Source organism: Paenibacillus sp. NPDC093718, assembly GCF_050279985.1.
GTDB lineage: Bacteria > Bacillota > Bacilli > Paenibacillales > Paenibacillaceae > Paenibacillus_AQ.
Window position 1 is genome coordinate 508,065 of sequence record NZ_JBNNUS010000002.1, and the last position, 14,539, is coordinate 522,603.

The following is a 14,539-nucleotide window of genomic DNA, read 5'->3' on the forward strand; positions in this document are numbered from 1 at the left end:
CCATCTAATGAACCGCTCGCTTCCATATCATAATTTGATAATCACGACACCGGCAATCATCATCCCAATCCCGATGAATTGAGGCAAGCTCATTCTCTTCTTCACCACGCCGAACCATCCGTTGCTGTCAATCAGGAACGTTAAGAATAACTGGGCGATCAATAACACGGATATCGTTAATGTAACACCGATGTTCTGAATCGCTGTCACCTCACTGAATATAATGGGTGCCCCCAAGGCTCCTCCGACTAGATAGAGCGGCTTCACTTGTCCAAATCCTTGTCTGCTTCCGTCGCGGACGAACAGAAGAATAATGAAGGCCATAATAAATCCGGTCAACTGCGTAACTGTTGCAGCTTGCCAGGTGCCCATATCCTGGCTAATCCGGGCATTGGCCACCCCTTGCAGCGTAATGCAGGCACCGCCAATGAATGCAAATAAGATTCCTCTCACGATACATACTCCTTCTTCTATAGGTCTGTATACTATTAAAAGTGAACTCCCCAAACTCAGGAAAGGACATATGTCCTGAAATGAAGGAAATTCCAAATAAAGCGATAACCAAAGACACGAATTTCATTATATACTATCGGTTGGCTTGGCATGTAACATACAAAAAAAAGCTGCCGGAATTTCCTTGGCAGCTTAAGAGATTGTCACGATGCCGTGACTTATACGTATTCAGGATGCCCATGTCGCTTACAGCCGAACCAGTAACATGCGGTTAGCGTGGAGGGCCGATGATCCATGGTATAAAACAGTTTAAACCAAGATTGCATCTATGACTCTATGATCATTTTGTTTTAAAATATAACTAGATGTCACTTTATTGACGTAACACCGACTTGGAAGGAGCTCCTCTAACGTTATGCTAGACAAACAAGAACAAGTCCCCGATGAACAGGGCGGATTAGAATTACAAGCGGATTGCGAACGCTGCTTTGGATTATGCTGCGTTGCCTTACCCTTCGCCGCTTCAACGGATTTTGCCATGGACAAAGACGGCGGAACCCCTTGTAACCACCTACAAACCGACTTCCGCTGCGGCGTGCACAGCAGCTTGAGACAGCGAGGTATGAGAGGCTGCACCGTATACGACTGCTTCGGAGCAGGCCAAATGGTTTCACAGGGTACTTATAACGGTCGCGACTGGCGGCAGGCTCCTGAGACGGCAAAAGAAATGTTTGACGTATTCCCAATCATGCGACAGCTTCACGAGCTGTTATGGTATCTGAACGAAGCCCTGGCTTTGCAACCGGCTCAAGACATTCATACTGATCTGAGATTATCGCTGGAAGAGACGCGGCGGCTGACTCAGCTCTCTCCCGAATCCCTGTTGCGCCTGGATGTGGCAGCTCATCGTGCAGAAGTGAATCAACTGCTCCTTCGAACCAGTGAGCTAGTGCGGGATGATGCCCGTAAGAAGCATAAAGGACCGCCCGTGCGTCAAAAGATCGGGGGGCGCGGTGCTGACCTGATGGGAGCAAAACTTAAAGGAGCAGACCTAAGATACGCCAATCTGAGAGGAGCTTATCTCATTGCCGCGGACCTCAGAGGAGCCGATCTGCGGGCTGCCGATCTGATCGGTGCCGATTTCAGGGACGCAGACCTCAGGGGAGCCAATCTGGCGACCAGCCTCTTCCTTACTCAATTCCAGGTTAACGCGGCGAAAGGTGACGCCAGCACCAAACTGCCTCCATCCTTATCTCGACCGGAACATTGGACGCGTTAACGCTCAATGAATAGATATAATACCTAATAATTGACCAAGACCGCCACAAAGGAGTAGCCGGTAGCTCGCTCGCTACCGGCTACTTGATGTTGGTCGACCCTCTATACTCAACGACTTTATGCGCTTCAGTTGCAAGGATCGATTGCTTTAGTTCTTAGTAGCCTTCTTCCATGAATCCTTCAGCGAAACGATGCGGTTAAATACCAGCTTGTGCTCAGTTGTATACTTGGAATCCACGCAGAAATAGCCGTGCCTGATGAATTGGTATGTTCGGTTCATCGCCGCCTCCTGCATGGAAGGCTCCAATATGGCGTTTTCGACCCGAATCAATGAATCAGGATTAATGAGCTCCTCCCAGATATTATCCGATTCCGATAACTCAGCAGAATCCTTCAACAATTTATCGTACAAGTGAATTTCCGCCGGGATCCCGTGCTTCGCAGACACCCAATGCAGCGTTGCTTTCACCTTCCGCTCATGAAATCCGCTCCCGCTCTTCGTTAATGGATCATACGTGCAGTGGATCTCCATGATGTCTCCCGTGGCTGGATCTTTCACGACATGTTCGCATTTGATGAAGTAGGCTCCTTTCAAACGCACTTCCTTGCCAGGAGATAACCGGTGAAATCCAGGAACGGGCTCCTCCATAAAGTCCTCTCGCTCGATGTACAGCTCCCGTGAAAAAGCAACCTCCCGCTCACCCAACGTATCATCATTTTCATGATTCGGTATGGCGAGCATCTCGGTGCAATCTTCTGAAAGATTCGTGATGATCACCTTCAGCGGCTTCATGACAGCCATTGCGTTATAACGCCGTTCCTTCAAGTCTTGACGGATATAATGATCGAGCATGCCCGAGTCCACCAGGCTGTTGCCGCGAAACACCCCGAGTTCGCCCAGAAAACGCCGAATGCCCTCAGGTGTCACGCCTCGCCGCCGTAATCCTTTCAACGTCGGCAGTCTGGGGTCATCCCATCCGTCGACAAAGCCACCCTCCACCAATTCCCTCAGGTATCGCTTGCTCGTTACGTATCCCGAGATATTCAATCTTCCGAATTCCCGCTGCTTCGGAGGCTCCGTCACTTCCAGCTCCGTAAGCACCCACTCGTATAACGGTCGATGATCTTTGAATTCGGCTGAGCATAGCGAATGAGTAATTCCTTCGATCCAATCCTGGATCGGATGGGCGAAATCGTACATCGGATATACACACCACGTTCTTCCCGTACGGTAATGCTCCGCATGAATGATACGATACAGGACGGGATCTCTCAGGTTCATGTTGGGGGAAGACATATCGATTTTGGCTCGGAGTACTTTTTCCGACGTTTGGAATGCTCCTGCGATCATTTGCTCAAATAACGCCATATTCTCCTCAATGCTGCGCTCCCGAAACGGGCTGTTGATGCCGGCTTCGGTCAGCGTTCCGCGGTATTCCGTCATTTGTTCGGGTGTGAGATCGCAGACATAAGCCTTCCCTTTGGCAATGAGTTTCTTGGCCGCTTTAGCGATTTGATCCGCATAATCCGACCCAAAATAAACGTTTGGCTTAAGTCCAAGCCACTCGATATCCTCCTGAATCGCATGCACATATTTGATATCTTCCTTCAGTGGATTCGTATCGTCGAACCGAAGATTGAATGTTCCATGAAACCGGCTGGCGATGGAATGATTGATGTAAATCGCAAAGCGCTGCCGATGTGCAGATAGCCGTTAGGCTCCGGCGGAAATCGCGTAGCCACCGGCCTGTTATATACGCTGTTCTCTACATCCTCATAGATCATATTGGTCAAGAAATCCACCGTTTCTTCTCCTTTGTTCTTGTCGTCACTCATACCTAACTCCTCCCTTACGTTGTTTGATCTGTCTTATTTCCGTCAAAAACAAAAAAATCCCGTCTCCAAGACATAAGTCTTGGGGACGAGATTACGTTTCGCGGTGCCACCCCTATTTGCCGATATCTCGCGATACCGCCTCATCAGGTACGGCCATCACGCGATCGCTTATACCCTAGCTCTATAACAGGAGCTCCTGTCGCACCATCCCTTATCCATAAGTTCCGATGCGCCGCTCGGAGGCTTGTTTCAATGAATGGCTTCCAACTCCTTTTCAGCTTACCGGAGCTCTCTGTAGGGATTCCTGTTCATCTACTCTTCTCTTCATGGCGTTTACAATTTGATCCATGGTATCATCTAAATATAAAAAAGTAAACCATGGAACTTTGCTAAAATGAAAGAACATGCGTTCCGTCAGCTTAGTTCGGCAGCAGCTTCACCGTAGCCTGCTTGCCGCTGACCTGAATGCCCGTCTCCTTCTTGCCAACCTCAGCCAGATCTTGAACGAGTCGCTCCAGCAGCATGCGGGCGGCTTCGCCCTCCTTGCCTTGAATGCGAATAACGGGCTGGATGGCTTTGCCCGCTGCCAGCAGCTTGTGCATTTGCGACAGCTTGGTGTCATAATCATGCTCTTCAATATGTACGGATAAACGGAATTCCTTTACTTTCATCGGACCAGATGGAGCTTGTTGGCCCTTCTTCTCTTTTACGGCCTCCTGCTTCGCCTGACCCCGGCTTACGAGCTTGCATGGCGGGGGACTGCTGAATAACGAGGTACACACCAAATCGGCTTTGTGACTTTTGGCCAGCGCAAGCGCCTCATCCCTGGAGACGACTCCCAGATCCTCGCCGTTTAGGCCGGTCAGCTCTACTTCGCGCGCTTTTATCTTTTCATTCATAATTAACATGGATAGATCCTCCTATCAAAAGTCATGTAGATATTCGTTCATTTCATTTCTCTTCCTCTACGTTCACATCATTGCGCGTGGACCGAACAGAATGCGTTCGGTATTCCTGCTCTTCCGTGATTTCCAGACAGTTAAGCTGTTTACCGTACACGCACGCTCCATCAATACCGATTTTGTCCCCTTCTCCACAGAACCAAATCTGCTCCGAGTCATGTAGGTTGACCGCTGGCGTATGCCCGAACACCACAGTTTTGTTGATGCCTGTAGGATAATTGAAGAACTGTTCCCGTATCCAGATGAAATCATGCTGAGGCTGCAACTTCCAGTCATCAACACCCGGATTAATCCCTGCATGCACGAAGATGTGTGTGTCTGTTTCATAGAAGAGAGCCAGCGTATCAAGAAAGGATAGATGATGCTCAAACTCCTTCTTAATATAGGCTTTGCCTTCGTTATATCTGGCACGATCCATTTCACCCTCAAAAAAATCGGCGCCGCAGTAGCTTTCTATTGTATGTCGAGCTCCATTGCGAATCCAGCGCGAGTTCATTTCATCCGTATCTAGCAAAATGGCATCCAGCATCATCTGGTCATGATTTCCGCGAAGTGTGATGGCACCTTCATCCCGCAGTTTCATCACTTGCTCAATGACTTCCCTGCTTTTGAATCCGCGATCCACATAATCCCCAAGCAAGATCAGCTGGTCCTTAGCGGGATTGTACTGCACGTCAGACAATAACTGATTGAATTCATCGTAGCAGCCATGAATGTCGCTAATCGCTAATATTCGAATCGTAGTCCCCTCCCCACCCTAATCCATAATACCACTCTGTTCTCCAGCAGGTTCTTCAGGCTGATTAACGATTTTAATGGACCCATGCCTGCAATCGAATCCTGAAAATCAGCAAGCTCTTCAACCGATGCGGTCTTTACTTTAATCAAATAATTAAATTCTCCACTGATTCGGTGCAAGTCCGTCACCTCCGGTGCCTGTTCACAAAATTCAACCAACGCTTGGCACTGCTCTGTCTTAATCAGAATGAATGAGGTTGTTCCCCGTTCCATGCGCTGTAAATTAAATTCCGTTCGATAGCCGGAAATATAGTCCTTCTCCTCCAGCTTCATGATTCTCTCCTTCACTGCAGGCTGGGACATGGCAACCATTTTGCTTATCTGCGAGATCGGCATTTTATTTAAGGACATCGGATCCGAACAACTTTGCTATTTAGGTATAGTAGCACATTCTCCTTCATTATCGTATATATCAAAATACACTGATTTCATATAATATAGCTATTCGAAGATGTGAGGAGCCGTTATTATGCAAATCAAGGGTTTGGCGCATATCGCCATTCAAGCGACAGATTATCAAGGAACCCTCGACTTTTACACTCGAGTTTTCGGTTTCCGCTTAGGGCATCATTGGAGTTTGCCTCGCTACCGGATCCAAGATGCCTCCATGCTGGTATCTCCGGATGGGAGAACCTGCTTGGAGATCTTTGATAACGATGCCGTTATCGCCGCGCAAGGACGAAAGGCTAAAACAGCAGATGAAATCGCACATGGAGCATTGCTGCATCTCGCGTTCTATGTTCAGAACGTGGAGGACATATATCAACATGCACTTGAATACGGGGCAACGCCTTGTGAGGAACCGAGCACCCTTACACTGGGCGAACCTCCGCTTTTGGTGAAGAATGCACTCGTATACAGTCCAAACGGTGAAGTGATTGAATTGATGGAAGAGGTTCGATTCCCCGGCATCCCAAAAGATTGAACTAAAAAAAGCCATGCGTTCTGCCATAGAGGAAATGGTTGAACGCACGGCTTTTCTATCTTATAGCCTATTTTGAGTATTCCACATGGTTACGATCGATGAAGTAAATCTCCCCATATTTATTATACGAGACATGGATATTGAGCTGACCCGCTTTACTGAAAGTCGCTGTTCCAGGCGCTTTTTTATGCATCGTTAAAGTATACTCGCCTAAATCGGCTTGAAACAATTCGGAAGCAATAGGGGCGGCCGTCTTGGTTAATTGTTGTGGCGTCATGTTAATGACCTTTTGCTTCTTCTTTCCAGCAGCCGTCTCCGAAACCGCAATTTGGCTAATTTCATACGTTTCAGGATGGTAATTCACGTGACTGCCATCCTTATACTGCAGATTGATGTATCCCTCTTTACCCGCGATCAGGCGATGAGCAGCCGTTAATTGGTCTCCAGCATATTCCCGAAGGGTAGACAGGGCTGCTTGTCCTCTCCTATTCTGTTCTTCCGTCACATGGGCAGGATTCATCTCAAAGGATACCTGGCTAATCTTATCATTCGAAAATAATACTTCTGCAGGGCCGTCAACGAATCTGGTTTGAACCTCGTAGGAATAACCTAGTTCCGGATCAAATTCAATCACGCGATGAGCCTTAAAGTCGGTTGGCCCTTCATATCCTCCATCCTTCAATGCCTGTTTGGCTTGATCTATCATACCTGATTCAACGCTGGACGGCTGCAAATCGATACCGAGTTTAACTCTTTCCAACGTGCCTGTCTTATCGTTCACCCAAATATAGGTGTGTCCGGTACCATCACCGATGAAATCAAGGAACCATTGATGATTCTCAGGAACAGCCCTTATATTCTTGAGCGGCAGCGGTTTTCCTAGATCACGCATTACTTCGTAGATCGTTTGCTCCACCTTAGCACGAATGGTAGTGTCGAGCTCGGCAAGCACAGGGGCATTCCTTTTTTCCATAACCGTTAGTTCTTGGGCCAACGCTGGATTCAAGTGATCTGCTTTCGCATTAGTCAGTGATACACTAGTCAGCAATATCATGGTTAACAATCCGACAACGGACCATTTATAAGAATTTTTCTTAAACATCGTTATCATTCTAATTCTCCTTTTAATCTGTGTTGAATCCATCGAAAAGTTAGCGGTTGCCAGCAATCGTTGTGATCTTGTTGACTTTTTTTCCAGCATCTTAACGATGGTATATCCGTACTCTCTTATTTCATCAGAGCAGATATAAGAGATGGTAATGGCATCACAGGATATCTCTTGATCCTCCCGCATTTTACGATAGGCAAACCATAGAATCGGATTAAACCAGTGAAGGATCAGTTGAACAGTCATGATCCAATTGACAAGTATGTCTTTCCGCTTGTAATGCACCAGCTCATGAAGGAATATGTAACTCAGTTCCTTATCGCTGAATTCCTCCATTCCGGCAGCTGGAAGCAGTACTTTGGGACGAAAGAATCCATACAGCGTGGGCCCTTTAACAGCATTAGTGACCTGTAACGGCAAGCTACGTTTCATACCGATCTTCACGCTGCAATCCTCGATCAAGTGAATCCACTGAGAATTAGGAACTAGATCTGTAGAGCTGTTCACGATACTTCGGTTAAACATACGGTTAACTTTGATCATGTAGATGGCAAATGTGATTACCCCTATCAACCAGATACCGAATATCAGCAAGTATTTCCATGGTATTGGGGGGCTTTCATCACTTGTCACATTGGATGGAGCAGCTGCTTCCGGCTCCAGGCTTCCAGGCACTAACATCTCTCCCTCGGGTATCACAGGCCTAGTATTTTCAAGAACATCAGCTGTAATCATGATCCTTGTAGCCTGATGGTCTGTAAATGGGAACACATTATACAGACTGAAAGGACTCTCCGGTGCCCACGGCAACAGTAGTCTTATAATCAAAACCATCCACATTAGGTATTGCCACCGGATGGGAACACGGTCCTTCAGAGTAAATCGTAACGCGAAGAGGATGACAGCCATAACTGATGCCATATATGAAGTTAAGATTAACCAGCCGATGAAGGAAGATACAAATTCGAGAACCAAATTCATGACTTTCCTTTTCGCTCATCCAGCATTTTTTTCAGTTCCTCAATCTCATCCTCAGTTAACTTCTCTTCCTTGAGGAAATTAACAAACATCGGTTTTAGCGCCCCGCCGTACAGCCTCCGCAAGAATGAACTGCTTTCTGCTTTAATACACTCCTCTTCACTAACTAAGGGGAAATACGAATAGGTCTTCCCTTCTTGGTGAAATCCAATCGCTTCCTTCTTAAGCAGCCTGCTTATCAAAGATTTGATTGTTGTTGGCTTCCAATCCGAATTACGGCTTAATACAGCAATGACATCATTCGCTGTTGTCGGTGATTGGTTCCAGATCACCTTCATCACTTCCCATTCAGCTTCAGAAATCCGCGGAATATCCTTCATCATTCATATCCTCCCACTTCTAATTACACATGTAATCAATTCATGATTATTAGATTACATATGTAATTGTTATTTGTCAAATCATTTTCGTCACTACCGTCAGATCCATTTTCCTTCTACGCAAAAAACCCGCACGACATGCGGGTTTCAAGATGCATTAAAAGGAAAGCTCATTTTATATAAAACGATATTTAGCCATCACGTCTCCCCAAGGGGCAATCCCGGCCTCTTTAAACCCGATTTGGGAATATAGCCTTTTTGCATGCTCATTCTCGGATTTATAGCAGAGCATAACATCGTCTGTTGTATCCGGCGAGTTCCTAATCTCCTCGAGAACCAAACGAATCGCGGGTTTGGCATAATGCAGTCCCTGAAACTTGCCGTCGATCATAAACCGGTAGATCCAGTAGTTATCATCGTGCGGGTGCAGACCATACATCACAAATCCGATCATCTCTTCATCATGGTAGATCGCGCGCGTTTCGAAGCCCTCCATGAACTGAGCTTCCGCTATCGAGTATAGATTGGGGGCAATCCACTTCTCCTGTTCAGGTCTCGGTTTAAGACGGATGCAATCCTCCCAATTGTCCTTATCTATGGCATGAAGTGTTATCAAATGCAAGACTCCTTCATATATGGTGTATGCCTTTATCCTAATCCAATGCCGACTGTTTTTCACGGTATTAAATATGTAAATTCAAATAAGACGCTGCATGTTACCAGATTTAGAGCAAGATAATGAACAATTATAAGTATTTATTACATATTCCGATCAGCTCTCAATGGATAAACTAGAAGTAACTTTTATTTTACACGGAGGCGATATACATGCGGCAATTGAACCATAACTTCCAACGGAAAGGACAACTAACTATGAAACGAATGAGGGTTATCATATATGAAGAACATATTGAATATTGGAGTTTTGGCCCATGTTGATGCCGGTAAAACCACACTAACGGAGCAAATCCTGTTCAGATCCGGCATTATTAATCAAGCGGGCTCCGTTGACCTAGGCAATACCATCACGGATTCGCTGGAGATTGAGCGGAGACGGGGCATCACGATAAAATCCGCTGCAGTATCCTTCATGCTGGGCGATCTAAAAATCAATCTGATCGATACGCCGGGACATGCCGATTTCATCTCGGAGGTCGAGCATTCACTAAGTGTGCTGGATGGCGTCATTCTGGTGATTTCCGCGGTTGAGGGCGTACAGGCCCAGACGCGGGTGCTCATGCAAACACTGAAGGAACAAGGGATTCCCACCCTTCTATTCATGAATAAGATCGATCGCATGGGCGCGAATTACCACAATGTCTTTACCATGATACGGAATCTGCTGGATGAACATATTTGCGAGATGAGCTCTGTAACTCATGAAGGCAGCGCAAGCGTTCGGGTAGACGTGGCCGATCCCCATAACTCCGGGTGGGTCGAACTGTTGGCTCTGTCCAATGACGATCTGCTGAACGACTATGCCCAGGATATTCCCATATCACGTGAGCGGCTGCTGGAAGAATTACGCAGGCAAACCCAGCAAGGTAAAGCTTACCCTCTATTTGCAGGATCAGCAGCCAAAGGGATCGGCATCGAGCCGCTGCTTGATGCGCTTGGGGAGTTGTTCCCCGTTAATGACGCCTCGGAGCTTCAGCATGAATCGTTATCCGGCCTGGTCTTCAAAGTAATCAAATTTCCGAACGGAGAACGGAACGTATACCTCCGGCTGTTCGCCGGCAGTATCCAGGCGCGAGACGAGATTACGGTGATAACGCAGAATGGCAACACCACCATGTTCAAGGTAAAACACCTGCATGCTCTGCACCATGGCAAATCCATGCCAGTGAATCAGATCGATGCCGGAGACATTGCGATTCTCATGACCGATGAACTCAAGGTGGGCGACGTCATCGGTGCTGTTTCCGACAGGATGAAGAGGGTCCACTTTCAGAAGCCGCCGATTCAAGTCCAGGTTTCGGCCAAGAATCCCGCGGAGGAGCATCAACTTCACACGGCCTTAAGCCATCTCACCGAAGAGGATCCATTCCTGCAATATATCCAGGATATGAAAACCAAAGAAAACATCATTCACGTATTCGGTAAAGTCCAGCAGGAAATTCTGCTGGAAACGATCCAGCAGCAATACGGCATTGAAGCTGTATTTTCTGCTCCGCGGGTCATTTGTATCGAGAAGCCTGTTGCTACCGGAGAGGCTGTTGAATTTATTGGCGAGTGTCCTTTTTATGCAACGGTTGGCTTACGGGTTGAGCCTGGCGAGAGAGGAATCGGAATTCAGTATCGTCTGGAAGTGGAACTGGGCTCCCTCCCCTTATCCTTTCAGAAAGCGATTAAAGATACGGTGATTGAGGTACTGCAGGAAGGATTGTATGGATGGACCGTGACCGATATTATCGTGACACTGACGCATACGGGTTATGCAAGTCCGGTTTCGACGGCAAAGGATTTTCGCAGCCTGACCCCGCTCGTCCTCATGTCGGCGCTCAACAAAGCTGGAACGGAAGTCTACGAGCCCATTAACGTGATCCAATTCATTTTGCCGGAAACCAGTTTAAGCAAAGTGTTATCCAAATTGGCGGCACTGGAAGGAACCTATCAGGAACCAACATTCCACAATAATGCCGTCCACGTGCATGGTACCATTCCCGTGCGGACGACCGACTTGCTGAAAGCCGAAGTCCATTCCCTGACAAGCGGTGAGGGCATGCTCTCCGTTAAACCAGGAGGCTACGTGAAGGTGCAAGCCACCGTCCCTGTGAATAAACGGCGGCAAGTCAACCCGCTGAACCGTGGTGAATATATGCTTTATTTGAACAAGATCATGTAAAGAACGTACGTGTCAATCCATAGCGGTGTCGAGAGATGATCTCGCCCGCTATTTTTTGTTCGATTCATTTTTCACTCTAAATATCGTCTCTGGCGTTCAATGGTTCCGAATTGAAGGCATATACCGGGGATAAGGGCTGAAAAGCCGTTATCCTGAGGTTGTTTACAATGAAAGCAATTAAAGACTACCGACTGCCATGACCTCTACGAAGCAGCTTGGGGTATTGCAATGACGCATGTTTAACAACACCGCAATGGGCGCAAGCCGTAAGCTTAGGGTCCAGCCGTTCAAGAATCTTCCCGCTCCGAAGTGACTCTTCCATGTCAGGCGTAAATTTCGCAATGGGTCTACGGAGTTTGCCGAAGAATGCTGTAAACAGATCGCCTGCGAGAAGAATTTGGTCGTCTTGATGATAGAATACCACATGCCCCGGACTGTGTCCCGGTGTATGATAAGGGATTAACCCGCCATACGTATGTTCCAAATCCAGGGATTGAATTGGATTAGAGGGGATTTCAGATATTCGGTCCGCTTCTAATGGGTGTACAACAATCGGAACCTGCAAGGTCCGAGTCAGATTCGGCAGCATCCCCACATGATCCCCATGACTGTGCGTAAGCAGCACCCGTACTAAGGGCTTGTTCTTGAAGCGGACGTTTAACGCTTGATACAACGAATTCCACATGGACGGTATCCCTGCGTCAACCAGCGTTAATCCGTTCCGATCTTCAACGATCCATACCATGACAGGCAATGGCCAATATACATACCCGCCCCACACGTGACGTGTCAGCTGCTTCCATCGCATTCCAACCATCTCCCTTACAAAAATTTTAATATATGCGCACTGATATATACCAATCGGTATATAACGGTCAAAAAAAATTATCTCAATACACCCAAAGTAACTTCTATACTGTGTTTCAAAATAACCGGGTCGGGTTCTATTTTTATGACCACGTAAAGTCCAACCAATGCCAGCATTAGAAAGTGTGCCGTGGAATGAACGTCGATGGTCTGCGCAATGTCTCCCGCTTCCTTTCCTTCTGTCAACGCGTTTGCCAGAAACTGTGATACCTTGTCCTGATACTCCCGGCCTTTTAACGCGATTTGCTCATCATGTGCGGCAAGCTCCGTCATTGTGTTTACGAACAAACAGCCGCGCTTTATTCCACTGTCATCGACCGATTCAACAATATCTCGAAATAATGCCTCGATCCCCTTGTACCCCGATCCATTAGCAGCAAGAATAGTCTGGAGATTCCGAAGAAACTGGTCCATATAAATGTCCAATGCCTTCATAAATAATGCACGTTTATCTCCAAAAGCCATGTACAGGCTGGGCCGGCTAATCTCCATCCTGGTCGTTAAATCTGTAATGGAGGTCGCTTCGTAACCCTTTTCCCAAAATAATTCCAACGCATTGTTCAATGCTTTCTGCATATCGAATTCCCGCGGACGCGCCAACCACTCTCACCTCAGTTATGTACCAATTAGTATATAACCAATGTTACTCTCCTTGGATATTGATGTCAAGCGTCATGCTTAATGCTATCATCCCTCCCGTATTTCAATTTCTTATGCCAAAACCTAGCCTCACTCTATCTTTCTTAGTCTGGTGCAACTCTTTTTGCCCCTTGTCACTTATTAAGTGAGAGGAAAAAACGTTGCTCTAGACCCACCCCTGCTCGGCTTGGTAATATAGTCAGGTACTATTTTTTGGGGCGTGTGGAAGGAGTCGGCTTGATTTGGAACAACAACGTTATCATGATTTAAAATTAGGTGAAAAAGGTGCCATTATCAGTATCATTGCTTATATCTGTTTATCTGCAATCAAATTACTGATAGGTTACACGGCGAACTCCGAGGCCCTGCGGGCGGACGGATTAAATAATGCTACAGATATCGTGGCGTCCATTGCTGTATTGATCGGACTGCGTTTATCGCAAAAACCTGCGGACCGAGATCATCCTTACGGTCACTGGAAAGCGGAAACGGTAGCCTCCTTGATCGCCTCTTTTATTATGATGGCCGTCGGGATCCAAGTCCTGTTCGGGGCCGTCTCTTCCATGTTTGAAGGAAACCATGAATCGCCTGATCTCATATCCGCATGGACCGGCATAGGCTGCGCCATCGTGATGTTCTTGGTCTACCGCTACAATAAGCGCCTAGCCACCAAAATAAACAGTCAAGCCGTTATGGCAGCAGCCAAGGACAACCTTTCGGATGCTTGGGTCAGCATCGGTACGGTCTTGGGGATCATCGGCGCTCAATTTCAGCTGCCATGGCTCGATCCCCTTACCGCCGTATTGGTAGGCTTCTTGATATGTAAAACCGCTTGGGATATATTCCGGGATGCCTCTCATCATTTAACCGATGGCTTCGATGAGAACATTGTCAAAAGCTACAAAGAAACCGTAAAACAAGTGGTTGGCGTTAAGGGAGTCAAGGACATTCGGGCAAGGAATTACGGCAGCAACACGGTTGTCGACATTGTCATCCTGGTCAGATCGAATCTGGATATCCGGGTCGCCCATGATATATCAGACCAGGTGGAGCATGAACTAAAAGAAACACACGGCGTTTATGACGTACATGTTCATATAGAACCGAGTTAAGCCTCCAACATTACCAAGTGTCTTAACTAACGAAGAAGGTCCGGTCACATTCTTATTGGCCGGACCTTTCTCTTTATTCCTTTTACTTATTGCTCCGCTATATGCTCTAGCAAATCCCCTGGCTGACAACCTAAAGCGCTGCATAATTTATCTATGACTTCTAATGACACATATTCATTGGTATTAAGCTTCGCCATTGTAGCGGATGATACTCCCGTTAATCTAAGTAAATCCTGCTCATAGGCGCAGCCCGCAGCTTGGATACGCTGTAGGTACATCTTTTTGAATCGAAAGAATAGACCAAGCCTTCCATCTCTTTGTGAACTGTAGTCGGAGAAAAGTATAAATAAGCAATGGT

General features: G+C 46.9%; 14 protein-coding genes, 1 pseudogene and 1 other annotated feature. Of the genes and pseudogenes, 4 read left to right on the forward strand and 11 right to left on the reverse strand.

Annotated features, from left to right (window positions below):
- Positions 1 to 27: 27 nt before the first annotated feature.
- On the reverse strand, positions 28 to 453 hold the full coding sequence (locus ACQKPA_RS08045; protein WP_427491079.1) for a DMT family transporter: 426 nt from the start codon (positions 451 to 453) through the stop codon (positions 28 to 30).
- Positions 454 to 868: 415 nt separating this feature from the next.
- Between ACQKPA_RS08045 and ACQKPA_RS08050 the strand changes: the two genes are divergently transcribed.
- Complete coding sequence (locus ACQKPA_RS08050) at positions 869 to 1,732, forward strand: pentapeptide repeat-containing protein (RefSeq protein ID WP_427491081.1); 864 nt, start codon at positions 869 to 871, stop codon at positions 1,730 to 1,732.
- 147 nt (positions 1,733 to 1,879) lie between these two features.
- On the opposite strand, the pseudogene ACQKPA_RS08055 reads toward ACQKPA_RS08050, so the two are convergent.
- From ACQKPA_RS08055 to ACQKPA_RS08070, 4 genes and pseudogenes are all read right to left on the reverse strand, one after another.
- Positions 1,880 to 3,567: pseudogene (locus tag ACQKPA_RS08055) on the reverse strand (glutamine--tRNA ligase/YqeY domain fusion protein).
- Positions 3,568 to 3,645: 78 nt separating this feature from the next.
- Positions 3,646 to 3,904: a binding site (T-box leader), on the reverse strand.
- 82 nt (positions 3,905 to 3,986) lie between these two features.
- Positions 3,987 to 4,475, reverse strand: a complete 489-nt coding sequence (gene infC, locus ACQKPA_RS08060) for a translation initiation factor IF-3 (protein ID WP_427491083.1) — start codon at positions 4,473 to 4,475, stop codon at positions 3,987 to 3,989.
- A 43-nt stretch (positions 4,476 to 4,518) separates the two neighbouring features.
- Positions 4,519 to 5,211: a metallophosphoesterase family protein gene (locus tag ACQKPA_RS08065; RefSeq protein ID WP_427491085.1), complete on the reverse strand. Its 693-nt coding sequence runs from the start codon at positions 5,209 to 5,211 to the stop codon at positions 4,519 to 4,521.
- 44 nt (positions 5,212 to 5,255) lie between these two features.
- Entirely contained in the window at positions 5,256 to 5,678 is a 423-nt protein-coding gene (locus ACQKPA_RS08070; RefSeq protein WP_427491087.1) for an Lrp/AsnC family transcriptional regulator, read from the reverse strand.
- Positions 5,679 to 5,796: 118 nt separating this feature from the next.
- On the opposite strand from ACQKPA_RS08070, the gene ACQKPA_RS08075 reads away from it, so the two are divergent.
- Positions 5,797 to 6,252: a VOC family protein gene (locus tag ACQKPA_RS08075; protein WP_427491089.1), complete on the forward strand. Its 456-nt coding sequence runs from the start codon at positions 5,797 to 5,799 to the stop codon at positions 6,250 to 6,252.
- Between the two features lie 67 nt (positions 6,253 to 6,319).
- On the opposite strand, the gene ACQKPA_RS08080 is transcribed toward ACQKPA_RS08075, so the two are convergent.
- The 3 genes from ACQKPA_RS08080 to ACQKPA_RS08090 all read right to left on the reverse strand — a co-directional run bounded on the left by ACQKPA_RS08080 (position 6,320) and on the right by ACQKPA_RS08090 (position 9,334).
- A complete protein-coding gene (locus tag ACQKPA_RS08080; protein WP_427491091.1) occupies positions 6,320 to 8,341 on the reverse strand; it encodes a M56 family metallopeptidase in 2,022 nt (673 codons plus the stop codon).
- Positions 8,338 to 8,721, reverse strand: a complete 384-nt coding sequence (locus ACQKPA_RS08085) for a BlaI/MecI/CopY family transcriptional regulator (RefSeq protein WP_427491093.1) — start codon at positions 8,719 to 8,721, stop codon at positions 8,338 to 8,340. Before ACQKPA_RS08085 ends, ACQKPA_RS08080 begins: the two co-directional genes overlap by 4 nt.
- A 172-nt stretch (positions 8,722 to 8,893) precedes the next feature.
- Positions 8,894 to 9,334, reverse strand: a complete 441-nt coding sequence (locus tag ACQKPA_RS08090) for a GNAT family N-acetyltransferase (protein WP_427491095.1) — start codon at positions 9,332 to 9,334, stop codon at positions 8,894 to 8,896.
- Between the two features lie 282 nt (positions 9,335 to 9,616).
- On the opposite strand from ACQKPA_RS08090, the gene ACQKPA_RS08095 reads away from it, so the two are divergent.
- Complete coding sequence (locus tag ACQKPA_RS08095) at positions 9,617 to 11,563, forward strand: GTP-binding protein (protein ID WP_427491097.1); 1,947 nt, start codon at positions 9,617 to 9,619, stop codon at positions 11,561 to 11,563.
- Positions 11,564 to 11,747: 184 nt separating this feature from the next.
- Here ACQKPA_RS08095 and ACQKPA_RS08100 read toward each other — a convergent pair whose 3' ends face one another.
- Both ACQKPA_RS08100 and ACQKPA_RS08105 read right to left on the reverse strand, forming a co-directional pair.
- Positions 11,748 to 12,371 (reverse strand): MBL fold metallo-hydrolase, encoded by a 624-nt coding sequence (locus ACQKPA_RS08100; protein ID WP_427491099.1) that lies wholly within the window; start codon positions 12,369 to 12,371, stop codon positions 11,748 to 11,750.
- Between the two features lie 77 nt (positions 12,372 to 12,448).
- Positions 12,449 to 13,030, reverse strand: coding sequence for a TetR/AcrR family transcriptional regulator (locus tag ACQKPA_RS08105; RefSeq protein ID WP_427491101.1), 582 nt, complete (start codon positions 13,028 to 13,030; stop codon positions 12,449 to 12,451).
- A gap of 281 nt (positions 13,031 to 13,311) precedes the next feature.
- On the opposite strand from ACQKPA_RS08105, the gene ACQKPA_RS08110 reads away from it, so the two are divergent.
- On the forward strand, positions 13,312 to 14,181 hold the full coding sequence (locus tag ACQKPA_RS08110) for a cation diffusion facilitator family transporter (RefSeq protein ID WP_427491103.1): 870 nt from the start codon (positions 13,312 to 13,314) through the stop codon (positions 14,179 to 14,181).
- Positions 14,182 to 14,267: 86 nt separating this feature from the next.
- Here the strand turns inward: ACQKPA_RS08110 and ACQKPA_RS08115 are convergent, their stop codons facing one another.
- Positions 14,268 to 14,459, reverse strand: a complete 192-nt coding sequence (locus tag ACQKPA_RS08115; RefSeq protein ID WP_427491702.1) for a helix-turn-helix domain-containing protein — start codon at positions 14,457 to 14,459, stop codon at positions 14,268 to 14,270.
- Between the last annotated feature and the right edge of the window lie 80 nt (positions 14,460 to 14,539).

Bases quoted from the DNA above. Each gene is read 5' to 3' on its own strand.
- ACQKPA_RS08080 (WP_427491091.1), bottom strand. From the start codon at position 8,341: ATGAATTTGGTTCTCGAATTTGTATCTTCCTTCATCGGCTGGTTAATC.
- ACQKPA_RS08115 (WP_427491702.1), bottom strand. From the start codon at position 14,459: ATGTACCTACAGCGTATCCAAGCTGCGGGCTGCGCCTATGAGCAGGAT.
- ACQKPA_RS08100 (WP_427491099.1), bottom strand. From the start codon at position 12,371: ATGCGATGGAAGCAGCTGACACGTCACGTGTGGGGCGGGTATGTATAT.
- ACQKPA_RS08070 (WP_427491087.1), bottom strand. From the start codon at position 5,678: ATGTCCTTAAATAAAATGCCGATCTCGCAGATAAGCAAAATGGTTGCC.
- ACQKPA_RS08075 (WP_427491089.1), top strand. From the start codon at position 5,797: ATGCAAATCAAGGGTTTGGCGCATATCGCCATTCAAGCGACAGATTAT.
- ACQKPA_RS08085 (WP_427491093.1), bottom strand. From the start codon at position 8,721: ATGATGAAGGATATTCCGCGGATTTCTGAAGCTGAATGGGAAGTGATG.
- ACQKPA_RS08095 (WP_427491097.1), top strand. From the start codon at position 9,617: ATGAAGAACATATTGAATATTGGAGTTTTGGCCCATGTTGATGCCGGT.
- infC (WP_427491083.1), bottom strand. From the start codon at position 4,475: ATGTTAATTATGAATGAAAAGATAAAAGCGCGCGAAGTAGAGCTGACC.
- ACQKPA_RS08050 (WP_427491081.1), top strand. From the start codon at position 869: ATGCTAGACAAACAAGAACAAGTCCCCGATGAACAGGGCGGATTAGAA.